Below are 22,924 nucleotides of genomic sequence, written 5' to 3'. Positions count from 1 at the left end.
CTCACGTTTTTTCCTTCTGCAATTTAATGATCTTCTGTAGGCGCTTTTCTGCCTCATTGCCGGTATATGTGCCTTTTTTCAACCCATCTCGAAGCCTGGTTGCCTCAAGGAATATCTTATAGTCACTTGAAACAGTAAAATTTGCATCAGGATATTTTTTTTCGAGTCGAGTGGTAACCTTCTTTTCAATCGCTTTCATCCTGAATCGCTGCAAATGCCTGACCTTGTAAGCAACAAGAACATCCTTCTTTCCCTTAATAACCGCCACGTCATAAATTTCCTTAAAGGAAGCGATATCCTCCTTTACTTCCTGTTCGGACACCTTTGAGTTCGAGTCAACTGTATGTACAGGATCGGGATTTGTTGTTTTCATGAGCGCCAGTCTGCTGTTGTTTGCTTCATCCCTATTTCCGCAAGCTGTCCCTGCCAAGGTGGCTAAAATCATTATGAAAAGAAACCCAAATTTTTTCATCGTCCATCCCTTCCCGCTTGTTTCCATTTGTCCTTTATTTTTTAACAGGCTCGCTGATTTTATGCCTTACCTTTTCCTTAATCTTTAGTTGCGGCGATTTTTAGTATTCCTCTTTAGGGAAATTATGGAACGCTGGTGTTAGGGAACTTCCTTTTTAGTCTGTCTTGGAGTATGGGGGTTATTTTGCAAAAAGAAAAAGCTGTCCCTGTCGAGGCAGCTTTCATTCCGATTTTTTCCGTTTTCGATAGCCACCGCAGCCACAGCCTTTTTTCTTTTTTACGGGCTGGGGCTTTACAGCAGATTCTGCATGGGTGATTCGGCCTGGCGGTTTCCTTTTCCTCTGCATCGTTCCTGCTCCTTTGCTGTATATCCTTACTCTTTACTATATGAGCGAGCGGGGAGCATGTTCATTTCAACTGCCCAGCAGGCGGCCTATTATTGTCTCTATGATGCCGCCTATTGCGGCTACGGCGAAGATGAGAATGACCGCGATTCCCACTTTCGGCAAAAATACATACATGCCAAGCAGGCCGGCACTCGCCCAAATACCAGTGCACCAGTAACAGCTGAGCAGCTCGCCGATCCACTTTTTTAGGCCCGAAGGTTTTGGGACCACATATACGTCTCCGTTCTCCTCTATTTCATCGAGGAATGGCGCCCGGATAAACTCAGTGATTTTATCAAATACGATGATTCTTGTCAGCCTGAATGAGGCAAGCCCCATGACAATCAACAGCTCCAGTGTAAAGTTTTCCATTCGATTCAGCTCCCATCTATCCGTGTTTTTCGAAAAGCGGGCTCGTATACCTGATGAAAATAACTAAAATTGGGCGGTTTGCCCATCCCACCAGGGCCCTCTTTACATAGTCTGATAATGCAAATAATTATTTCGCTAAAAGGAGGATCATCCATGAGTTGTGGTTCAGAATTCTTCACGAGCAACTGCGTCTGTGATACTTTGCTCGCAATCGTGGAAGCCCAAGATAAAATAAACCCCGCAACAGATGAGTGTACATTCGGATGCAGCATGGCTATAAAGGAACTAGTAGGCGGCGTGGGCAATGCGGGTGCCGACAGCATTCCTGTCATCCTTATCTGCAAAGGCACTTGCACTCCGTTCCAGGCAATCGGAGTACGGAGAGATACGGATACGAATACACCATTTGATGTTGTTTGCGGCTGTGTGTTCCGGGTAATCGATGTTGACCCTGAAACTTGCTGTGCAACACTAGAAATCCTGGGCATTGTCCCACATGGTCAAACGACACCGGTTTTTGACCTTTGTGAAGGAAAGAAGAAAAATAATGGATTTGGCTGTGTGAAAAATCTTGAAAATGCCAAGTCGCTCGCTAGGTCTGGCGTTTGCATCACTGTCGACCTAAACTGCTTCTGCGGCGTTTCCTGCATCTTCCCGCAAAACCTTGTCTAAGAAAGTGCAGACTGTTTCCAACCGAAACAGTCTTTTTTTTTTGCGTGGATTATTGGTATAGCTAAGTGATTGACAAGGGCGCAATTTGGCCTTCGTTCGCCTCATGGCCAGGGAATGTGCTTTCCTTCGTTCCATCTTATGCGCCATAAAGCTTTATTTGACCATCAGAAAACCTAGTCTATTGAAAAGAGCTGCCGTTGTTATGGGCAGCTCTTTCCTGTTAAAACTGAATTTGAATATCGCTAATTTCTTCAATAGGAATGATACTCATTTTATTGCCGGTTTTGATCCTGATTTTGTCGCCTCGTTTGCTTTCCACCTGGAACGTCATCGTCTCTCCGCCTACAACCGCGGTAACTTGCGGCCGTTCGAGAAAATGCGGATAGCGAGCTAGCCTCGTAACCGTCCGCCATATTTTTCTGGCCTCCTCATCTGAGACAGTGGTTTCTTGTTTTGGAGGAGGCGCGCTGTCGAGGATTGGCGATGCTTCCTCCATTTCTTCCGGCGCCGTGGCCAACGTATCAACCGGCTGAATATTTTTCTCGTTCATCCGCTTCAGGAAGTATTGAACAAGTGCGGATTGGACCTGCTTTTTCTCCTCCTCCTGGTCTCCATCTGCCATAGCGATTGGTTCGTCCGCAACTTTTTCTTCCGTGCTTGCATCAAGCTGAAGGCTGCCGTCTTCGTGCCCGGCGATTTCTACTTCAATCATGGATGTAGCCATTAAGGAAGCTTCTTGTTCTTTGATGGCAGTTACTTCTTCCTCGATCTCCAGTTCCGCCTGGGGGAGCTCCTGTACCAGATTATCCTCCGCTTTAACCAGTTCCGTTTGGCTCGATAATTCAAGGGCGGCAATTACTTCGGTTTGTTTGTCGGCTTCGCTACTCTGTGGCTGAATATCCGTTCTATCTTCAGCACTCTTTTTTCCTTTCCTTTTTCTCCAGATAAAATGGTCCTGCATTTGCAGGGAACCTCTTGGAAAATCAGGCTGGACAATATATAGCATTGGTTTCGGGCCATTTTTTTGTTTATCCATCCTCATCCCTCTTTTCAATTCATTAGGCACCTCTACTACCTATTTGTATGCAGATGAGGATTGAGTGGTTAACCCACTAGGTAAGGGCCCATTTCGCAAAAAAGAACCCGCCTTTGTTGGAAGGCGGGTCTTGTTGGCATTTATAGGATATGGAAGCCGGAGTCGACGTGAATGTTTTCGCCGGTGATACCGCGTGACATATCGCTGAATAGGAATACTGCAGTGTCGCCGACTTCTTCCGTTGTCGTTGCGCGGCGAAGCGGAGCTTTTTCCTCGATAACTTTAAGGATATTGTTAAAATCGCTAACGCCTTTTGCAGACAGTGTCCGAATAGGGCCTGCGGAAATTGAGTTGACACGGATATTGTCCTTCCCAAGGTCGGCCGCCAAGTAACGCACGCTTGCATCAAGCGACGCCTTTGCAACTCCCATGACATTGTAGTTCGGGATTGCGCGCTCGCCACCGAGGTAGGTCATCGTTACGATGCTGCCGCCCTCTGCCATCATATCACGTGCTTCCTTCGCAACCGCAGTTAGCGAGTAAGCAGAAATATTTTGGGCGAGCAAGAAGCCATCCCGTGTTGTGTTCAAGTATTCACCGTTAAGCTCTTCCTTTTTGGCAAAAGCAATGCAGTGAGCGATACCGTTGATTGTGCCGACTTCGGCTCTGATTTTGTCGAAGCATTCCTTGATTTGTTCATCGGAAGTGATATCGCAAGGAAGCACCATCGTTCCTTCCGCTTCAAGCGATCCAGCCAGTTCACGGACTGAATCACCTAAGCGCTCACCAGCGTATGTAAAGATTAGACGCGCACCGGAGTTATGAAGCGACCGGGCAATTCCCCATGCAATGCTTCGTTTATTTGCAACTCCCATGACTACATAAGTTTTTCCTTTTAATGATAAACTCATTATAGAGATCCCCCTGTTATTACATGTTATTAGTAGTTGGTACTAATTGTACACTAACTTTTTCAAAATGAAAAGCATTGAGGATGACATTTGTCATATCTCCTATGGCGATAGGGTAAATTACGAATGTTTCCGATAACTTTTTTGGTTTCATTCATAGATTTTTGCAGCTTCGTTAGTCATTTTTCCAAAATATTGTAATTTATATACCATTTGGAGGCTTGAAAATGAAAATCGATATTATTGGTGACATCCACGGCTGTTTCAGCGAATTCGAACAACTCACAAAAAAGCTAGGCTTCGATTGGAATGAAGGCATTTCAGTTCATCCACACGGCCGAAGATTAGCCTTTTTAGGCGACTTGACGGACAGAGGACCAGATTCCTTGAAAACGGTCCATTTCGTATGGGAGCTTGTTATTAAGAGAAAAGTGGCTTTCTATTCTCCCGGGAACCATTGCAATAAATTGTACAGATATTTCCTCGGCAATAATGTACAAATTTCGCACGGACTCGAGACCACTGTGGCAGAGTATGAGGCGTCGGACCAAAAGGCGCGGCAATTGGTGAAAGAGCGGTTTATTGAGCTTTACGAGCAGGCTCCCCTTTATCAGGTGCTCGATGGCGGCAAACTTGTCATTGCCCATGCTGGAATCCGCCATGACTATATTGGCAAAAGTTCCGCCAAGGTCAAAACATTTGTCCTCTATGGAGATATTACCGGAGGAACGAATCCTGACGGTACGCCGGTCAGGAGGGATTGGGCCCTTAAGCATCCCGGTAAGCCAATTATTGTTTACGGACACACCCCGGTTAGCGAACCGCGGGTAATAAATAACACATACAACATTGATACCGGGGCTGTGTTTGGCGGAAAGCTGACGGCATTGCGTTATCCAGAAATGGAACTTGTGTCCGTTCCATCCTCGATGCCTTATGTTGCGGAGAAGTTTAAGAGTTTTCCGGATTGACTTGCTGGCTGTTGATGTCAAAAGTATCTATCCACGGGTTATCGGAGGCTTATGCGACAACAAACACATTTTTAAGTGAATCTTTGTCGCATAGCACAGCCTTATGCGACATCAAACCCACTTTTTACGGAATCCTTGTCGCATAGCACAGCCTTATGCGACATCAAACCCACTTTTTACGGAACCCTTGTCGCATACCACAGCTTTATGCGACATCAAACCCGCTTTTTACGGAACCCTTGTCGCATACCACAGCCTTATGCGACATCAAACCCACTTTTTAATGAATCCTTGTCGCATAGCACTGGCTTATGCGACATCAAACCCACTTTTTAATGAATCCTTGTCGCATAGCACTGGCTTATGCGACATCAAACCCACTTTTTATGGAATCCTTGTCGCATAGCACAGCCTTATGCGACATCAAACCCACTTTTTACGGAATCCTTGTCGCATAGCACTGGCTTATGCGACATCAAACCCACTTTTTACGGAACCCTTGTCGCATAGCACAGCTTTATGCGACATCAAACACGCTTTTTAATGAATCCTTGTCGCATACCACAGCCTTATGCGACATCAAACCCACTTTTTATGGAATCCTTGTCGCATACCACAGCCTTATGCGACATCAAACCCGCTTTTTAATGAATCCTTGTCGCATAGTACTGGCTTATGCGACAACAAATCCATTTTTAAATGAATCCTTGTCGCATAGCACAGCCTTATGCGACTACAAACCCACTTTTTACGGAACCCTTGTCGCATAGCACAGCCTTATGCGACATCAAACCCACTTTTTACAGATTCCTTGTCGCATATCACTATTAATGACCCCCTAACGACAAAAACCGGTTGCGCAGAAGCAGCCGGTTCTCTTATAAAACTGTTTTTTATTTTGCTAATAATAACGTCCATTAATCGGCTTTATATTTCGCCAAAACCTCCGCCATATCCTCAGGGAGCGGCACTTCAAATGAAAGCTCTCTACCTCGAAACGGGTGAAAAAAGCTTATTTTCCGGCAGTGTAAAGCCTGCTGGGCAATCAAAGAAACATCGCCGCCATACAAATCATCACCAAGAAGCGGATGGCCGATATAAGCCAAATGAACGCGAATCTGGTGGGTACGGCCGGTTTCAAGCCTTAGCCTGACATGGGTAAACGGCCGGTAACCCTTTACAACAGTATAATGCGTGCAGGCGTACTGGCCGTTAGATCGAACCTCCCGTTCAATAATGCTGTCCGATTTTCTGCCGATTGGCTCCCTGATGGTGCCGCTAGAAATTGAAAATTCACCTTCTGCAAAAGCGTCATATTCCCGCTCCACTTCGCCTGTTTTTTGCTGTTTGCTGAGGAGATGGTGGACATGGCGGTGCTTGGCAACGAGAACAAGCCCAGATGTGTCGCGGTCCAGTCTTGTCACGATATGGGACGTCGCTTTCAGGCCGATTTTTTCATAGTAGCCCATTAGTCCGTTTGCAAGGCTGCCCGAGGGATGTTCGCGCGAAGGAATCGTATTCATCACAGCTGGCTTGTTGATGACAAGCAGATAGTCGTCCTCATAGACAATGTCCAGCTGGATTGGCTCGCCCTGTAACCCGGGAGATGGCTCCTCTTCCGGAAAAAAGACCTCTAATAGTTCCCCTTCCGAAAGTCTGTAACGGACGGTTACATCACAAGAATTTACCCGGATGCTTCCGCCCTTGAATTTTATATCCGTCACAGCGGTAGAACTAATTTCGTTCTCTTTCAAAAATTCCCTGACCATTTTGCCGGAATCAGCGCCGTCTATTTTCCACTGCATCATAAAGCGGTTTGAAGCCATAGTAAGTTACCTCTATTTTCTCAACGGTATGCGTCCATAATTCGTTCCGAGCCCGGTGCAGTGGCCAATTTTGCCAAAAGTATCTGAAAAGCTGAATTCTTACGCTCTCCACTTCCAGCCTACACAACCACCTGCCCAATCACATCAGTCCGAATCCGAAATAAACGAGTCGTGGACCCTTTTCCAGAACGGAAATGGCCTGAAACGGGCGAACCTTACTTTCTCATCTGGGACTCTGAACTGGATGGATTTCACCTCTTTGTGAAGCATCGTTAAATGGTCGATGGTCACCTCAAAATCCGTCCGGTTCACCGGTTTCAGCATGCACGTGTGGTGGGCCGGCAAAATGAGAGGCGAGCCGATTGTCCGGAAGACCCGGTTATTGATTGACGCCATTTCGGCAAGCTGAATCGCTTCAATGGACGGATGAATGATCGCCCCGCCCAGCGCTTTGTTGTAGGCGGTACTGCCGGATGGGGTTGAAACGCACAGTCCATCCCCGCGGAATCGTTCAAAATGCTGGCCGCGGATATCAACGTCCATAACCAGTGTCCCTTCCAGCCCTTTAACCGTCGATTCGTTCAAAGCGAGGTAGCGGGATTCCTTTCCGCCATGCTGGTAGCGAATAATCACTTCGAGGAGCGGATATTCAATCACCTGGTATGGCGTTTTCGCGATGGCAATGACGAGCTTCTCGATTTCCTCAGGAACCCAGTCCGCATAAAAACCGAGGTGCCCGGTGTGCACACCTACAAAGGCCGTCTTATCGAGCCGGCTGCTGTAGCGGTGAAAGGCATAGAGCAGCGTTCCATCACCGCCAATTGAAATAACGATGTCCGGTTGGTCTTCATCATAAACAAGGTCGAAATCGAGAAGATAGGTCCTCATTTTATGCATCAGCGTATTCGATTTTTGGTCACCCTTTGTCGTAATCGCAAATTTCATGGTCGGCGCGCTCCTTGTCCTCAAATCCATCTGGAAACATGCTTATCCTATACCCGTTTTCCTGTTCTAATCAGGATTTGATTCCTTTTTTCTTGTAAAAAAAGCTTGGGCTTCCTGAATCTCTCCCCGGATAGTCGACATTTCTTCATCAAGCCTGAAAGCGGCCTCGGCCGCGCGTTGCAGGCGGTTTTTTATCGTCTCGGGGAACTGGCCGCTATACTTGTAGTTTAAGGAGTGTTCAATGGTTGCCCAGAAGTTCATGGCCAGCGTCCTGATCTGGATTTCCGCAAGAATCTTTTTTTCACCATAAATCGTCTCGACTGGATAGCGGATGACAACGTGGTAAGACCGGTATCCGCTTGTTTTTTTATACGAAATGTAGTCGCGCTCCTCAACGATTTCAAAATCTTTGCGGTTTCGCAGCATTTTGACGACCTTCCAGATATCATCGACAAATTGGCACATGAGCCGAAGCCCGGCGATATCCTGCATTTCTTCCTCCAGCTTATCAAGCGGAATTTCTTTTTGCTGGGCTTTATCCAAAATGCTCGGGATTGGTTTTACCCTTCCTGTTACAAATTCAATCGGGGAAGGGTTTGAATCGAGTTCGTACTGGCGTCTCATTCCTTTTAATTTTACCTTCAATTCATCGACAGCCTGCTTATAAGGCGCGAGAAATTGATCCCAGTTCTTCATATATTCGTACACCCCCGGCCGGCTAATTAAAAATATTCACTTGTTAAAATATGATTTCTACTTTGGCAACCATGTCTTCGCCATAGTTGCCGTTGCCTTTAATGTTTTCTGCCAGATAACCGAGTTCTTCATGGAACCCAGTCAATTCAATCCGGCCATTCTCTGTTTCCAAATGAACAGGCAAATGATTGTCAAGACACTTTTTCAAGTCGCTCCAGACGACTTCCGGAAGCAGTATGTAAATGTATTCATCCTGATGCTCCATTAAGTACACAAATGAAAGATTATCAGAATCAACAAGCATCTGCCCTTTCGGAATAAGTCCTTCTGCATTTTCACTAGGTTTTAGAATACATTCATTGTTTACTATTTCTGAAGTGGTTACATTTAATTTCTTTTTCACAAAAATCAACCTCCAACATTCACTTCCCTATTTTAGCATAATTGAGGCAATTCCCCCAAAAATTGCAACCGGCGAAAAAAGGCTGGATAATAGTCTACACGTAAAGGAGATGGGACATATGAATCAGAACATCGAAATCGAATTTAAAAACCTTTTGGAAAAGGACGAATTTGAACTGGTAGCCAAAGAATTCGGCATTGCACCAGGTGCGTTCAGGCGCCAGGTAAACCATTATTTTGATACCCCAGCCTTCTCGCTGAAAGAACTTGGAGCAGCGCTTAGAATACGCGAAAAAAGCGGCAAGTATATACTGACACTGAAACAGCCGCACGATGTAGGACTGCTTGAAACCGACCAGATCATTTCAGCAAAAGAAGCCGAAAAAGCGCTTAGGCAAGGATTGCTTCCTGAAGGCGGCGTAGCCTCTCAAGTTAGGAAAATGGGGGTGCACTTTCACGAACTAGCCTTTTTCGGGTCTCTCGCCACAACGAGAGCTGAAGTATCCTATGAAAACGGCCTGCTAGTCCTTGATCATAGCACTTACCTTGATACCGAGGATTATGAACTCGAATACGAAGTCGAGGACTACCACATCGGAAAACAACTATTCGAATCACTGCTTGGCCGTCTTGGTATACCCATAAGAAAAACGCCAAACAAAATCCAACGCTTTTACACAAGAAAACTTGAACAGTGAGGCACGTGCTTCATGCATCACGTTGGTTTTTTTGCGTAGACTAATGGTTATTGATGGTTGTTCGCTTCCTTCTGTAAGGCGATTTATTTGAGATATAAATAGGGCATTGCTAAAATAAAGCAAACACACTCAAAGGAGTTGTCAACATGACCGGGAAATTGCCTACGCCTTATGAGGCGCTCGGGAAAGAAACATTGCATCGGCTTGTCGATGCTTTTTATGGACTGGTTGGACAGCATCCTGAGCTTTCTCCCATTTTTCCCAATGATCTTTCAGAAGTTGCCAGGAAGCAGAAGCAATTTCTTACACAATACCTGGGCGGCCCCTCCCTTTATACGGAAGAGCACGGCCACCCAATGATGCGCGCCAGGCATTTGCCATTTCCAATTACTCCTTCCCGGGCAAGGGCATGGCTTTCATGCATGAGCCAGGCAATGGATCAGGTTGGGCTTGAAGGTGGCTTGCGCGAGGAATTTTATGCAAGGCTTGTTCTGACAGCCCAGCATATGATCAACACTCCTGAAGACAACCAAACGACAGGTGAAGCAGAATGATGGAACAAGAAAAGCGGCTTTTTGCCCACCATTGCCACGGCCCGGAAAAAAAGCCATTAGAAATTTATATATTTATCGATCCGTTATGCCCTGAGTGCTGGGCTTTGGAGCCGATTATGAAAAAGCTGAAAATTGAATATGGCCGTTACTTTTCAATGAAACCAGTGTTAAGCGGAAAATTGACGATGCTGAACTTGGGAAAGAAGAAACGGTTTGAAAATATCGCCGAAATGTGGGAAAAGACAGCCAGCCGGTCGGGGATGTCCTGTGACGCCTCCTTATGGGAAGAGAATCCGGTCATTTCGCCTTATATTGCATCGATTGCTGTAAAGGCTGCCGAACTGCAAGGAAGAAAGCGCGGTGCACGTTTTTTGCGCAGGCTCCAGGAAATGCTGTTTTTAGAGAAAAAGAACATTTCTAGCTTCGAGGTATTAAAGGAATGCGCCCGGGCAATAGGGCTTGATGTAGAGGAATTCATTACTGATATCCATTCGGAGAGTGCTGCAAAGGCATTTCAGCAAGATTTGAAAATCACTGCTGAAATGGAAGTTGATGAAATACCGACACTTGTCTTTTTCAATGAAAATGCAGAAGAAGAAGGTATTAAAATCGCGGGATATTACCCATATGAAGTATATGTCCAGGTACTGCAGGAAATGCTTCCTGAGGAACCGAAGCAATCGGCGCCTCCCTCGTTGGAATCATTCATGAAATTTTTCCAGCTTGTTGCTTCAAAAGAAATAGCCGTTGTTTACGATCTATCTCCTCAGCAAGTAAACACGGAAATGAAAAAGCTGCTGTTGAAACAAAAAGTCGAACAAGTTCCGGCAAAATACGGTACTTTCTGGAGATACATTAATTAGAATGTTTTTGATGAATGGATAAATGAAGCCACCCTGTCCAATGACGGACAGGGTGGCTTTTTTCTGCTAAAAATGAAAAATGCCCCGCTGCGGCAGGGCATTTTTCTATATAATACGAACAAAGGGGATGGGAGAAATTTTTCACGGTTTCAAACAAAGGGGTATATGTTTGTTGTGATCAACTTCACGTATAGAATATACCACGGAAAAGAGAGGCATTTCAACTAGTTTGTGCTTTGTTTCACAATATTGTCATATCTTTTGTATTTTAATGATCTCCAATTTATAAAAGGTCTGTCTCTAGATTGGCTCATCATTTAAACAACAGATTAATAAGATGTAAAAAGAGGTTTTCAGATAGGAGGATTGCATATTGAACGGCCTGCGGTTTCCGATTCTCATCTTATTGTTGGTATTTTCTTTCTTTATGAACCTACTTGGTCTGATGAATATTTTCCCGCTTCTTTTTAGTGCCCCCCTGCTGTTTTTGTCCATCTTTTTTATTTTCTCATCCTTGAACCAGCGAAACCGTTTCAGGGGGTTTTAATGCAAAGTATAAAAAGCACCTGGCACCCACCTGGGACATTTATTGTCCCGCCAGGGTGCTAGGCACTTTTATTTTTACAATCTCCACAACTTTTCGCTTAGCTGAGCAGTTGTTCCATTTCTCCGAGTGCTTTTTCGAAGGCTTTGCAGGCGTCTTCGATTGGTTTTGGGCTGGTCATGTCGACGCCGGCTTTTTTAAGTACTTCGATTGGGTAGTCTGAGCTTCCTGCTTTGAGGAAGTCGAGGTAGCGGCTGACGGCCGGCTGCCCTTCCTCAAGAATTTGCCTGCTCAATGCGGTCGCGGCGCTGTAGCCGGTCGCATATTGATACACATAATAATTGTAATAGAAATGCGGGATTCGGGACCACTCAAGCCCGATTTCCTCATCAATAACAATGTCTTTGCCGCCAAAATATTTTTTATTCAAGTCGTAGTAATCGCTTGTCAGCGATTCTGCAGTCAAAGCCTCGTTATTTTGAGCCTTCTCGTGGATCAGGTGTTCAAACTCTGCGAACATCGTCTGGCGGAATACCGTAGCCCTAAGGCCTTCCAAGAAATGATTCAGCAAGTACAGGCGTTTTTGTTCATCATCAATGGTCTTTAGCAAATAGTCGTTCAGAAGGGCTTCGTTGCACGTGGATGCGACCTCCGCCACGAAAATGCTGTAGTTTCCATATGGATAAGGCTGGTTCTTCCTTGTGTAATAGCTGTGGACCGAATGCCCGAATTCATGGGCGAGCGTAAACAGGTTATTCACATTGTTTTGCCAGTTCATCAGGATATATGGATTCGTCCCATATGCTCCGGAGGAATAAGCCCCGCTCCGTTTGCCCCTGTTTTCATGGACATCGACCCAGCGGTTATCAAAGCCTTCCTTCAGGATGCTTTGATACTCTTCGCCGAGCGGCGCAAGCCCCTTCAACACAAGCTCCCTTGCTTCATCATATTCAATCTCCATCTTGACGTCTTTCACAAGCGGCGCATACAAGTCATACATATGAAGCTCATTGACGCCAAGAACCTTTTTACGCAGCTTCACGTAGCGGTGGAGCAGCCCTAGGTTGTCATTGATTGTATTGACAAGGTTGTCGTACACACTTTCCGGAATATTATTCGCAGACAGTGCGGCATGGCGGGCCGACTTATAGTTCCTCACTCTTGCATTGAAGTTATCCTTCTTCACTTGGCCCCCAAGTGTGCTGGAGAATGTATTCCTGAACTTGCCGTACGTCTCGTAAACGGCTTTAAAAGCGTCGCGTCGGACCCTTGGGTCAGAGCTTTCAAGGAATCGTGAATAGCGGCCGTGTGTGACCTCCACTTCTTCCCCGTTCTCATCTTTGATCGTCGGGAATTCAAGATCCGCGTTATTCAGCATCCCGAACGTATTGGACGAGGCTGCCATCACTTCGCCTGCTTCCGCAAGCAGCGATTCCTGCTCAGCGGACAGAATGTGCGGCCTTTGCAGGTTAATTTCCTCTAACGCATGCTCATAAAGCTTCAGTTCCGGCTTTTCCTCCAAAAACGCTTTGATTTTCCCCTCGTCCGTTGAAAGGATTTCCGGAACGATATACGCGAGCTGGCTTGCTGCCTGGGAGTAAAGTGCCTTCATCCTGCTGTCCAGGCCTTGGTAGAATGAATTTCCGGTATCCTGGTCGTACCGCATATGGGAATATGTATACAGTTTCCCCAGCCTTTCAAGCAGGCGGTCCTGCTCCTGGAGGCAGCTGTAAAGGCTGTCAGCGCTATCCCCCAACTTGCCCCGATACTCACTCATTCCTGGAATCGAATCCTGCACAGCCTGGAATTCTTTCTCCCAAGCATCATCTGTCTCAAAAATATCTTCCAAGCGCCATGTTTGTTCAACAAGCACCTCATCGCGTGCAGGCAATTTTTTTACTGCTGATTCATTTGCCATTTTCATCCTCCATTCGACATTTCGGTTTACGAAGCAATACCATTAATACTATTCTCCTTTTTCATGAAAATTCCTTCATATTTCTTAAAATCACCTATACCTATCGTTTCCCTCTTTCCAGCGAAAAAAGCAAACTTTGAAAATTATTAAGCCCTATTTGTACTTTCTATAGAATGCTTCAGCCATCGAACTCTGTTCGGCATTGTTTTTCGGGAATGCCAGTTCCTTTTGCAAAAGAAACTCCCTCTCCCCTCGCTGTGCGAGCACACCAAACGCTGCGAGCATCTCCAAATATTCGCCTGCTGCTTTTTCAACAGACATCTCTTTTGCAAGCGGCAGCCTCCTTAAACCGATGTTGCCCTTTTCCACACGCCTGTAAATACCTGCAGCCGCTTCCCCAGTTGATAGAAGACTCCCCGGCTCTTTTTTTGCCAGTAGATCAAGGTATATATACGTTTGCCAAATAACAGGGAATGTCGAGATAGCAGGAGCGAAGTAGCCAGGCAGGCCAATTTCCGGGGGAAGCAGGAACACATTTAGACCAGCGTTGTACAGTTCACTTAAGAACGGTTTATACGCTGACTTTGGGTTTCCACCAATCGCAAGTTTGCTTCTTTCAAGGCTTTTTTGCCATTGGTTCAAATCCAGACTCCCAGAAAGGGATGGAGAAAGCAAACTATTCAAACTCACTTGATGGAGTGGGATTTTTTTGATGCTGGCAAAAGCTTTTGCAGTTGAGCAGGGCATTGGGTTTTGGATGAAAGAAAACAAACCGAGTTCGGGGCAGAAGTAAGGGATTACGCCTGGAGATCCGGAAGAGCTCTGGAGAAATAAGTAATCAAAACCAGATAGTGTGACGGTACCGCCAATGTGGGCCGGGACACGGCTTCCACCGAGAATCCATAAGGGGATGTAGTTAGCCTGCAGGTAATTTTCCGTCCGTTTTATGAACAAGTTCTCTGGAATCGTACTACATTGAAATTCGAGGGCGTAGCAGCGGTTTTCGTATTGGAAGGTGATGTCGGGGCGCTGGCGGATCCGCGGGTCATATTGCTCGACAGCTGCAGGGATATTCTGACGCACGAGCCATTGAAAAAGTTTCTTTTTTCCCGCAAGATGATAGGCTGATTCCTTTTCAAAATTGCTCTCTAAACAGGCCGCGCTCATGTGGGAGAAATGGAAGATGCGCTTTTCACCAAGCTTGATCATGAGCCTCCCGCCGCACATCGGACAAAAAAACTCCTCGGACCTTCGCCAATATTCAAGCGTAGCCCGGGTATATTCGTTGGCAAGGCATATTTTGTCGCCTTTTTTCGTGTTCGCCGTTAACACATGCAATCCTCTCCTTTTTTAACTTTCAAAAAAGGAATTCTCCAAACGACAACGCCAGTCCTTTAACAAACGATCGAAAAATGTGTCAATATCGTGAGGATTCCAAAGAAAAAGCCCGGAAGTATCCCGGGCAGTTTTTCTTGTTATAAAAGCGGCGACATGAGCCGCGATGTCGATTCAAGGAGCCGGTAGCCGATATGGCGTTTTCCGAAACTTTCCAGCTCCAGCCTCTTCGAATCCTTTATATCATTTACATATTCATTCACAAGTTTACGTGTACTTTCCGTCCTGTATAGGAAGGCGTTCACCTCAAAGTTAAGGTGAAAGCTTCTCATATCCATGTTCGAAGTACCGATTGAGGCCAGTTCACTGTCAACAATGACAATTTTGCTGTGCATAAAGCCATGTTGATATTCGTAGATTTTCACACCTGCCTCTAGAAGATCGGGGAAATAGGACCTTGAGGCATGAAAAACAATCCGTTTGTCCGGTTTGTTCGGCATAAGAATCCGGACATCAATACCGCTGAGGGCTGCTATCTGTAAAGCCGATTTTATATCTTCATCAGGGATGAAATACGGAGAAGCGATCCAAACGGATTTTTGGGCAGATGTAATCATGGAGAAGAAAATCTTTTTTATGGCCGTCCATTCGTTGTCTGGCCCGCCGGCAATCAGCTGGACGCCCCCCAAATCCCTGCCGGCTGGAACATGGGGAAAGTACTCTTCTGTCAGCAGGCTTTTATTCGTCATATAATACCAGTCCTGGAGAAAGATAAGCTGAAGCGAACGGACTGCATCTCCTTTCAGCATTAAATGTGTATCCCGCCAAAAACCGATTTTTTTGTTCCTGCCTAAATATTCGTCACCTATATTCAATCCGCCGACAAACCCGGTCATTCCATCAATGACGATAATTTTGCGATGATTCCGGAAGTTAAATTTATTGTTTAAAAACGGGAGCTTAACTGGCCCGAATGGTACAGCCTCAACCCCGGCCTTCCTTAAATCTGCAACATATTTCTTCGAGAGCTGCCAGGAACCAACTGCGTCAAACATAAATCTGACTTCGACACCGTCCCGGGCTTTCCTGCATAAAATCGACTTGATTTCCTTGCCAATTTCATCGTCCCGAACAATGTAATATTCGAGATGGATATGGTGCTTCGCTTTTTTCAGTTCCTGTAGAATATGCTCAAACGTTTCACTGCCATTGGCCAAAGTCTTTGTTTCTGTCGTGAAGGAGATCGGGCTATTCCCCAGGCGCTGGGCAAGGGTAACTAATTTTTGCTGCTGGCCCGCATATTTTGATTGCCGGTTCGCCGGAATTTCATTTGCTTCCCCTTCCACTGTTAAAAAAGCCTGCTTATCCAGGAAGTACTTTTTGCGAAAAATGCGTTCTTTCTTATAGTTCCTCCCAAATAAAATATAAAAGATAAAGCCTAGTAACGGAAAACTTCCAAGAACAACTAGCCAAGTAATGGTTTGAGTCGGATGCCTGTTCTCGAGGAAAATGACCAGCCCGATAAAAAAGACCGAAAAGGTAATGATTAAACTGAATATGCGAAACAACTCTGATTCAAGGTTTTCACGAAAAATGAAAATGGCCCCTGTCAAAATCAATAAAAATAATAATACCCTTACCGTATTTTTCACTTTATCACCGCCGTTATTCTACAATACGAACCAAGATGAAATAAGTTCCGTAAAGTTGTTGCTGCTCCCTCCATCATGCCATAATGGCCTGTCATTTCATAGAAAAAGGAAAGATGCTCATTATTCTCCTATTGTATTTTTACAACAAAAAAGCCGATTTCTTTAGGCGCATATCGCCTCGAAATCGGCTCTTGATTAAAAGTGTTTGCAAATTTCCGAGAAAACGTCGTTGGCGATGATCTCCTTACCGTATTCTTCAAGACGGTGGATTGTCAATTGACTCTCTTCCCCGTATTCAAGAAGGACGCTTAATAAATCATCAATTTTTTCTTCTTCAAACTGTTCTTCCGGAAACTCAACATAAAGATAGTATCTGTTTTCATAGTGGAACAGCCTGGTTGTTATTTCGTCGAGCCCACCGCGTTTTGAGAGCTGAATGAGGTCTTCGAAGTCGCGGAAAGATAAAAGGAAGTCCAGTATTTCATTGTCCTCCGAATGATCCTCATTCCCAGGTGTAAAATGATGATCCAGCATTTCCTCAATATGTTCATCGACAGGCTCATCCTTCAGCTTGTCATTTGGAACCGGCAATTCGAACTTTTGTCCATCTTTGGACAACTGGGCTTTTGTGACGAGGACTTCAAGCCCTTTATCCAGCGCCTGTACTTGAATCCATAATGGGCCTTCTACAACAAACTCTTCCTCTTGGTGGATTTCGTCCATCATTTCCCAGAAGAGTTCCTCGCTCCGCTCTCGGTTATACCAGATTTCTTCACGGTCGAAGCCTCTTTCTTCTATATCTATATAAGAGATGTAAAACTTGACAGTATTTTCATTAATCCGTTCAATCTCCATTTTTAACTCTCCCTTCCGGCAGCAAGAGTGAAGGGACTGATTACCCCCATGCAGATGATGATTTATTTATCTATTACCCTGAACTTAACCGTTTATTCCGGCTTTCGCCTTGTACCTTTATTTTATGATAAATAAAGAAAATAGGGAAATAAAAGATGCCAATTCCGAAAAAATGAGCGAATGCCCGCCCCTGCATGAAGGCCGGCACTGACACATTAATAGTAAAATGAAAGCTGGACGCTTTTCAGGGTTTCTTTATAGTGTACCAAAAGCTTGTCCAAATAACAATATTCTAAATATGGGAAATTTGTTGGAAGTATTTATGGATGAATAAAGAAAGAGGAAAAAGACCCCCACTATGTGCGGAGGCCCGGTTGAATATTAATTGACAAGGCGCTGGGCTTCGCGAAGTTGGAAAGTCCTGACCTTCCTTGGCAGGAAGCGGCGAATTTCATCTTCGTTATAACCAACTTGAAGCCTTTTTTCATCCAGAATAATTGGACGGCGCAAAAGCCCCGGGTTGTCCTTGATCAGTTCGAACAAGTTCTGTAGAGGCATCGCTTCCAAATTGACATCCAGTTTTTGGAATGTCTTAGAACGTGTGGATATAATCTCATCTGTACCATCCTCTGTCATCCTCAAGATTTCCTTGATTTCCTCAATGGATAGAGGCTCAGAAAAAATATTGCGCTCCGTGTATGGAATTTCATGTTCTTCCAACCATGATTTTGCTTTTCTGCATGATGTGCAACTTGGTGAAGTGTATAGCGTTACCATAAGTTAATCACACTCCTTCTAAAAATAAGGCCATCTATAGGGATTTTTAATGAGAATACTATGGAAATGATGGTTAATTAAAATAACTTTAAATAAGTAATATCTATTATCTATTATACTACAAAATGACGCAAATAGGTATTGCTTTTTGAAAATAATAATTTTCCCAACTCACACGGCTTCATTTTTGCCAGTCCACTTATAAGACGAAACAAGGAAGAAAAAGTTTCATTCTATCAAAACTTTTTTATTTTTCAGCAAATCACCTCTATATTTACTATATAGTTCGCCTTTGGCTGGGTATTTATGTACGTATAGTGGCAAAATTTAAAACATATAAGTTTATACCCGCTCTCTGTCACCTTAAACCTTTATTCGTGGAATTTTTATGTTTTTCTCAATTAAATTTTTTTATTGAAAAAAAGCCTTCGTATTTTGTTAGCGTTTTCAAGTTTTGTTTATTTGTGATTCTTTTCCTTTCCATATTGTTCGTTTTCTTTTAGAATAGAGTTATAGAGAGGTTGATTAGCGTTTTAGGAGAAAGGGGCGGTAAGGCGATAATGGGTGAGTATTTGATGGATTTGGCTATAGTTACGATATTAGTTGTAGGTATTACGGCTTTAATGGGTGTCATCACAAACGGGATTGGTGAGAATGTTTTCGGCCGAAAAAACAGAACCCAATTTACTGATCAAGCTTCGAAGTTTGTTTCCGGCTGGAAGGAAATCGGCGGAAAGAAATAAATGTCTAGAGTGGCTGCGTGTTTCCAAAAGGAACCGCAGCTTTTATTTTTGCAGAGTTGTTGATTTCCACTCCGGCCCTCCGCTTCTACCTACATAGTTAAAATTAACCTTATATTTTAAGACAAATCTTTTTCCCAACCCACAAAAACGGCCCTTGTAAATCCAAGGGCCGTTTTGGGTTTTGCGGTTTATTCGTCCGCAGTTTTTATTTGTACTGTGCTTTGTATTGTTCAAATTCTTTTAGCGAACAATACACGAAGTGTCCAGGGGAAATTTCCCGCATTTCAACTTCTTCATTTTCACCATAGTTATGGGTATTCGGATCATAGGCTTTCCTTTTACGCGTCCGTTCGCTGTCCGGGTCAGGCAGTGGAATCGCAGATAGAAGGGACTGGGTATAAGGGTGAAGCGGGTTCTTGTAAAGCTCTTCTGCTGGTGCAAGCTCAACCAGCTTCCCATAATACATGACACCGATTCTGTCGCTAATATATTTTACCATCGACAAGTCATGGGCGATGAATAAGTATGTTAGTCCTTTTTCCCTCTGAAGCTTCTTCATCAGGTTGACAACCTGGGCCTGAATGGAAACATCCAGCGCGGAAATTGGTTCGTCCGCAATGATAAAATCAGGCTCTACCGCAAGAGCGCGGGCAATCCCGATCCGCTGCCTCTGCCCGCCGGAAAACTCATGAGGATAACGGTTGGCGTGCTCTTTATTAAGACCTACTGTTTCCAGCAGATCATATACACGCTCCATCCGCTGCTTTCTGTTTTTGGCGAGTCCGTGTATATCAATGCCCTCCGCGATGATGTCTGCAACGGTCATACGCGGATTCAGTGAAGCATACGGGTCTTGGAAAATCATTTGCATTTTCCGATTGAATTCTTTCAGCTTCTTTGCTGATTTATGGCCGTGGACATCTACACCATTAAATAAAACTTGTCCATCCGTTGCATCATAGAGACGGATAATCGTACGGCCTGTCGTCGACTTTCCGCAGCCGGATTCTCCAACAAGCCCAAGTGTTTCACCTTTATAAATATCGAAAGTTATCCCGTCAACAGCTTTGACCATATTGGGACGGCCGACATTGAAGTGCTGTTTCAGGTTTTTAATCTCTACCAGTTTTTCAGCCATTTATATCCCCTCCTTGACGAGCTTTGGCTCATCGAATGCAGAGGCAAGTTTCCTCATACGCTTCTTTACTGCTTCAGGCGGCTCAACCTTCGGCGCATCCGGATGGAGAAGCCATGTTCTGGCAAAATGAGTCTCCGAAATCTGGAAAAGCGGTGGTTCTTCCTCAAAATCAATCGCCATTGCATACGGATTCCTTGCCGCAAAGGCATCTCCCTGTGGAGGATTGGTCAAATCTGGCGGTGTTCCCGGAATAGCTGCCAAATCGGATTTATCATCACTGTCCAGGCTTGGCATAGAAGCCAGCAATCCCCACGTATATGGATGGCGCGGGTCATAGAAAATTTCATCTACCGTTCCCATTTCCACAATTTGACCAGCGTACATGACAACGACCCTGTCAGCTACGTTTGCTACAACACCTAAATCGTGCGTAATAAAAATAATCGATGTGTCCATTTTGCTTTGGAGATCCTTCATCAGATCAAGAATCTGTGCCTGAATCGTTACGTCAAGCGCTGTTGTCGGCTCGTCGGCAATCAAAAGCTGAGGATTTGCCGCAAGTGCAATGGCAATCATCGCACGCTGCCTCATACCGCCGGAGAATTCGTGTGGATACTGGTTGACACGTCTCTCAGGCATCGGAATTCCAACAAGACGGAGCATTTCTACTGCCCGTTCTTTTGCAGCCGCCGTGCTCATGTTCTGGTGTTTAATAAGACCTTCCATGATTTGGCGCCCAATCTTCATCGTTGGGTTTAGGGAAGTCATCGGGTCCTGGAAAATCATGCTGATTTCTTTTCCGCGTATTTTTTCCATTTGGCGCTCTTTTTTAGGTACGATGTCTTCGCCGTTAAAGATAACCTGCCCGCCCTTAATTTTGCCAGGAGGCATTGGAATCAGCTTCATAATCGTCTGGGCCGTTACACTTTTCCCTGAACCTGATTCACCTACGATTGCTAGAGTCTCACCTTTATTTAGGTCAAAACTGACCCCGCGGACTGCCCTTACTTCACCGCCATAGGTCTGGAATGAGACTTCCAGGTTTTTTACTTCAAGTAATTTTGTCATTTCTCATTCCCCCTTATTTCCGAAGTCTTGGATCTAATGCGTCACGCAATCCATCACCGATTACGTTGAATGCGAAAATGGTCAAACAGATGAACGTAGCCGGGAAAAATAACCGCCATGGATAATATTTCAGCGCCGGAAGCCCATCGGATGCCATTGTCCCCCAACTTGCAAGCGGAGGTGTCAATCCAAGCCCCAAATAACTAAGGAAGGATTCCGTAAAAATTGCGGATGGAATCGACAGGGTCATCGTGACCAAAATCGGCCCCATTGTATTAGGAATCAGGTGCTTGCTCATAATGCGCGGCAAATCTGCTCCCAATGTCCTTGAAGCCAGAACAAACTCCTGGTTCTTTAGAGAAAGTACTTGTCCACGGACTATTCGTGACATGTTGATCCAGCCCGTTATGGTCATGGCCAGAATCATTGTCCCCACACCTTGTCCTAAAACAACCATCAATAAGATTACAAGAAGCAAATAAGGAACTCCCCACAGGATATCCGCTATCCGCATCATCAAATCATCTGTGCGTCCGCCTTTATAACCAGCGAGACCACCATAGAAAACCCCAATAAAAAAGTCAACAAGAGCAGCCGCAACCCCAATGAACAAGGAAATACGGGCACCCTCCCACGTACGGGCAAATACATCCCGGCCGAGGTCATCTGTTCCGAACCAGTGCTCACTGCTCGGTGCTTTGTTTGTATTCATAAGATTATTTGTCCGATAATCATGCTCAGTCATATATGGTCCAAAGATTGCCATAAAAATCAAAAGAATCAGGAGAACAATCCCGAACATGGCAAGCTTGTTTTTTCGGAAGCGAATGACAACATCTTTCCAGAATGAAAGGCTAGGCTTTGAGATTTGTTCAGCTTCTGAAGCTCTAGAACCAACAATCTGGAATTTCTCTTTAGGTATCTGCATTGTTTATTCTCCTTTCTTTCCGCCAGCCAGTTTAATTCGCGGATCTATTAAGCCATACGCGATGTCGACTAGGAGAATAGCCATCAGCAGGATGATACTGAAGAATACGGTAACACCCATGATAACTGTATAATCGCGGTTGGTGATCGATGTTACAAAGTGATTCCCTAGTCCGGGAATACCAAAGATTTTTTCAATAACAAAACTTCCTGTAATAACGCTCGCTGAGAGCGGTCCAAGATACGTAACGACAGGCAGCAAGGCATTCCGGATTGCATGCTTGACCGTGATAACTCTCTCGCTCAGGCCTTTCGCTTTCGCTGTCCGGATGTAATCATTCGCCATGACCTCAAGCATACTTGACCGAGTTAATCGCGCAATAAAAGCCATTGGAGTGGAAGCAAGTGCTAACGCAGGCAAAATCGTATGTGTAAACGAATCCCATCTCGCAACCGGAAGGATTTGCAGTTTAATTGCAAAAATATATTGTAGTACTGAAGCCATAATGAATGACGGGACCGAAATCCCCATTACCGCAAAAATCATGGCCCCGTAATCCTGCCATTTATTATGCCTCAAGGCGGCAATAATCCCCAAAAGTACTCCTAAAGAAACAGAAATAAAAATTGCTTCAAGGCCCAGGGCGAGGGAAACAGGAAAGCCTGTTTCAATTAAATCATTGACTGTGCGCGCTTTGTATTTAAATGATGGACCAAAATCCCATTGCGCGATTCTTCCTAAATATTCTCCGTATTGGATGTACCAAGGCTGATCCAATCCGTAGTGTTCGTTCAATGCTTTCTCTATCTCTGCGGGCAATTGCTTTTCAGATGTAAACGGGTTTCCAGGCGCAAGTCTCATCAGGAAGAACGTCGCCGTAATGATAAGGAAAAGAGAAAGCAGCATAAATAGTAACCTTCGAATGATGTATCTAACCATAGTGCCCACCTCCATTGTTTGCTCATAGGCTTCTCTAAAATCCGACTGTCGCCAGTTATTTAGTCGCCTCACACAGAATTGGTATGTATTTTCTAAAAACTCTGAAAGTTAGAAAAACTTGGCATTCAATCGCCAAGTCTTTGAAAGAATGCCTAAAATTTTTCTATACTTCAGAATATTTTTCAAATATACCCGAATTCAGAAAGGAAGGTATATGGGAACGA

The 22,924-nt window shown here is 44.8% G+C and carries 24 protein-coding genes; 6 read left to right on the top strand and 18 right to left on the bottom strand.

The window, feature by feature from the left end:
* Position 1 precedes the first annotated feature (1 nt).
* The 3 genes from D1B31_RS00755 to D1B31_RS00750 all read right to left on the bottom strand — a co-directional run bounded on the left by D1B31_RS00755 (position 2) and on the right by D1B31_RS00750 (position 1,229).
* Entirely contained in the window at positions 2–472 is a 471-nt protein-coding gene (locus tag D1B31_RS00755; protein ID WP_240035097.1) for a YhcN/YlaJ family sporulation lipoprotein, read from the bottom strand.
* 220 nt (positions 473–692) lie between these two features.
* Entirely contained in the window at positions 693–818 is a 126-nt protein-coding gene (locus D1B31_RS24970) for a hypothetical protein (protein WP_275670681.1), read from the bottom strand.
* Positions 819–884: 66 nt separating this feature from the next.
* The gene (locus tag D1B31_RS00750; RefSeq protein WP_118918848.1) at positions 885–1,229 is read right to left on the bottom strand and encodes a DUF1360 domain-containing protein; all 345 of its coding nucleotides are present in this window, start codon (positions 1,227–1,229) and stop codon (positions 885–887) included.
* Between the two features lie 153 nt (positions 1,230–1,382).
* Here D1B31_RS00750 and D1B31_RS00745 point away from each other — a divergent pair, with 153 nt between their 5' ends.
* On the top strand, positions 1,383–1,901 hold the full coding sequence (locus D1B31_RS00745; protein ID WP_158587385.1) for a CotY/CotZ family spore coat protein: 519 nt from the start codon (positions 1,383–1,385) through the stop codon (positions 1,899–1,901).
* A 220-nt stretch (positions 1,902–2,121) separates the two neighbouring features.
* On the opposite strand, the gene D1B31_RS00740 is transcribed toward D1B31_RS00745, so the two are convergent.
* Both D1B31_RS00740 and fabI read right to left on the bottom strand, forming a co-directional pair.
* The gene (locus tag D1B31_RS00740; protein ID WP_118918846.1) at positions 2,122–2,937 is read right to left on the bottom strand and encodes a hypothetical protein; all 816 of its coding nucleotides are present in this window, start codon (positions 2,935–2,937) and stop codon (positions 2,122–2,124) included.
* A 140-nt stretch (positions 2,938–3,077) separates the two neighbouring features.
* Positions 3,078–3,848 carry an enoyl-ACP reductase FabI gene (gene fabI / locus D1B31_RS00735; RefSeq protein ID WP_118918845.1) on the bottom strand — a complete coding sequence of 257 codons (771 nt, stop codon included), beginning with the start codon at positions 3,846–3,848 and terminating at the stop codon, positions 3,078–3,080.
* Positions 3,849–4,075: 227 nt separating this feature from the next.
* Here fabI and prpE point away from each other — a divergent pair, with 227 nt between their 5' ends.
* Positions 4,076–4,819 carry a bis(5'-nucleosyl)-tetraphosphatase PrpE gene (gene prpE / locus D1B31_RS00730; protein WP_118918844.1) on the top strand — a complete coding sequence of 248 codons (744 nt, stop codon included), beginning with the start codon at positions 4,076–4,078 and terminating at the stop codon, positions 4,817–4,819.
* A gap of 917 nt (positions 4,820–5,736) precedes the next feature.
* Here prpE and D1B31_RS00725 read toward each other — a convergent pair.
* From D1B31_RS00725 to D1B31_RS00710, 4 genes are all read right to left on the bottom strand, one after another.
* Positions 5,737–6,645: an RluA family pseudouridine synthase gene (locus tag D1B31_RS00725; protein WP_118918843.1), complete on the bottom strand. Its 909-nt coding sequence runs from the start codon at positions 6,643–6,645 to the stop codon at positions 5,737–5,739.
* Between the two features lie 144 nt (positions 6,646–6,789).
* The gene (locus tag D1B31_RS00720) at positions 6,790–7,590 is read right to left on the bottom strand and encodes an NAD kinase (RefSeq protein ID WP_118918842.1); all 801 of its coding nucleotides are present in this window, start codon (positions 7,588–7,590) and stop codon (positions 6,790–6,792) included.
* A 66-nt stretch (positions 7,591–7,656) separates the two neighbouring features.
* On the bottom strand, positions 7,657–8,286 hold the full coding sequence (gene yjbM / locus D1B31_RS00715) for a GTP diphosphokinase (RefSeq protein ID WP_118918841.1): 630 nt from the start codon (positions 8,284–8,286) through the stop codon (positions 7,657–7,659).
* 43 nt (positions 8,287–8,329) lie between these two features.
* The gene (locus tag D1B31_RS00710) at positions 8,330–8,689 is read right to left on the bottom strand and encodes a UPF0738 family protein (RefSeq protein ID WP_118918840.1); all 360 of its coding nucleotides are present in this window, start codon (positions 8,687–8,689) and stop codon (positions 8,330–8,332) included.
* A 118-nt stretch (positions 8,690–8,807) separates the two neighbouring features.
* Here D1B31_RS00710 and D1B31_RS00705 point away from each other — a divergent pair, with 118 nt between their 5' ends.
* From D1B31_RS00705 to D1B31_RS00695, 3 genes are all read left to right on the top strand, one after another.
* Entirely contained in the window at positions 8,808–9,386 is a 579-nt protein-coding gene (locus D1B31_RS00705; RefSeq protein ID WP_118918839.1) for a CYTH domain-containing protein, read from the top strand.
* 146 nt (positions 9,387–9,532) lie between these two features.
* Positions 9,533–9,940 carry a globin domain-containing protein gene (locus tag D1B31_RS00700; RefSeq protein ID WP_118918838.1) on the top strand — a complete coding sequence of 136 codons (408 nt, stop codon included), beginning with the start codon at positions 9,533–9,535 and terminating at the stop codon, positions 9,938–9,940.
* Positions 9,937–10,803: a ClpXP adapter SpxH family protein gene (locus D1B31_RS00695; RefSeq protein WP_118918837.1), complete on the top strand. Its 867-nt coding sequence runs from the start codon at positions 9,937–9,939 to the stop codon at positions 10,801–10,803. The genes D1B31_RS00700 and D1B31_RS00695 overlap by 4 nt, the downstream gene beginning before the upstream one ends.
* A gap of 644 nt (positions 10,804–11,447) precedes the next feature.
* Here the strand turns inward: D1B31_RS00695 and pepF are convergent.
* From pepF to spxA, 5 genes are all read right to left on the bottom strand, one after another.
* Positions 11,448–13,265, bottom strand: coding sequence for an oligoendopeptidase F (gene pepF, locus D1B31_RS00690; protein ID WP_118918836.1), 1,818 nt, complete (start codon positions 13,263–13,265; stop codon positions 11,448–11,450).
* A gap of 153 nt (positions 13,266–13,418) precedes the next feature.
* Positions 13,419–14,597, bottom strand: a complete 1,179-nt coding sequence (locus tag D1B31_RS00685; protein WP_158587384.1) for a competence protein CoiA — start codon at positions 14,595–14,597, stop codon at positions 13,419–13,421.
* A gap of 143 nt (positions 14,598–14,740) precedes the next feature.
* Positions 14,741–16,252, bottom strand: coding sequence for a cardiolipin synthase (cls, locus tag D1B31_RS00680; protein WP_118918834.1), 1,512 nt, complete (start codon positions 16,250–16,252; stop codon positions 14,741–14,743).
* Between the two features lie 195 nt (positions 16,253–16,447).
* Positions 16,448–17,107 (bottom strand): adaptor protein MecA, encoded by a 660-nt coding sequence (mecA, locus tag D1B31_RS00675; RefSeq protein ID WP_118918833.1) that lies wholly within the window; start codon positions 17,105–17,107, stop codon positions 16,448–16,450.
* A 381-nt stretch (positions 17,108–17,488) separates the two neighbouring features.
* Positions 17,489–17,884 carry a transcriptional regulator SpxA gene (spxA, locus tag D1B31_RS00670; protein ID WP_118918832.1) on the bottom strand — a complete coding sequence of 132 codons (396 nt, stop codon included), beginning with the start codon at positions 17,882–17,884 and terminating at the stop codon, positions 17,489–17,491.
* 560 nt (positions 17,885–18,444) lie between these two features.
* Here spxA and D1B31_RS00665 point away from each other — a divergent pair.
* Entirely contained in the window at positions 18,445–18,627 is a 183-nt protein-coding gene (locus D1B31_RS00665) for a hypothetical protein (protein ID WP_118918831.1), read from the top strand.
* A 205-nt stretch (positions 18,628–18,832) separates the two neighbouring features.
* Here D1B31_RS00665 and D1B31_RS00660 read toward each other — a convergent pair whose 3' ends face one another.
* Genes D1B31_RS00660 through D1B31_RS00645 form a run of 4 tightly spaced genes read right to left on the bottom strand, consistent with a single transcriptional unit; the run spans position 18,833 to position 22,700 of the window.
* Positions 18,833–19,765, bottom strand: coding sequence for an ABC transporter ATP-binding protein (locus D1B31_RS00660; RefSeq protein WP_118918830.1), 933 nt, complete (start codon positions 19,763–19,765; stop codon positions 18,833–18,835).
* Positions 19,766–20,833, bottom strand: coding sequence for an ABC transporter ATP-binding protein (locus D1B31_RS00655; protein WP_118918829.1), 1,068 nt, complete (start codon positions 20,831–20,833; stop codon positions 19,766–19,768). It abuts the gene before it with no gap.
* A 13-nt stretch (positions 20,834–20,846) separates the two neighbouring features.
* Positions 20,847–21,761, bottom strand: coding sequence for an ABC transporter permease (locus D1B31_RS00650; RefSeq protein ID WP_118918828.1), 915 nt, complete (start codon positions 21,759–21,761; stop codon positions 20,847–20,849).
* Positions 21,762–21,764: 3 nt separating this feature from the next.
* Positions 21,765–22,700: an ABC transporter permease gene (locus D1B31_RS00645; protein WP_118918827.1), complete on the bottom strand. Its 936-nt coding sequence runs from the start codon at positions 22,698–22,700 to the stop codon at positions 21,765–21,767.
* Positions 22,701–22,924: the final 224 nt, after the last annotated feature.

Origin of the sequence: Neobacillus notoginsengisoli (assembly GCF_003515685.1) — a bacterium.
Classification (GTDB): Bacteria; Bacillota; Bacilli; order Bacillales; family Cytobacillaceae; genus Bacillus_D; species Bacillus_D notoginsengisoli.
The sequence above is the reverse complement of the archived record's forward strand: the minus strand, read 5'-3'. Positions and strand labels throughout refer to the sequence as shown.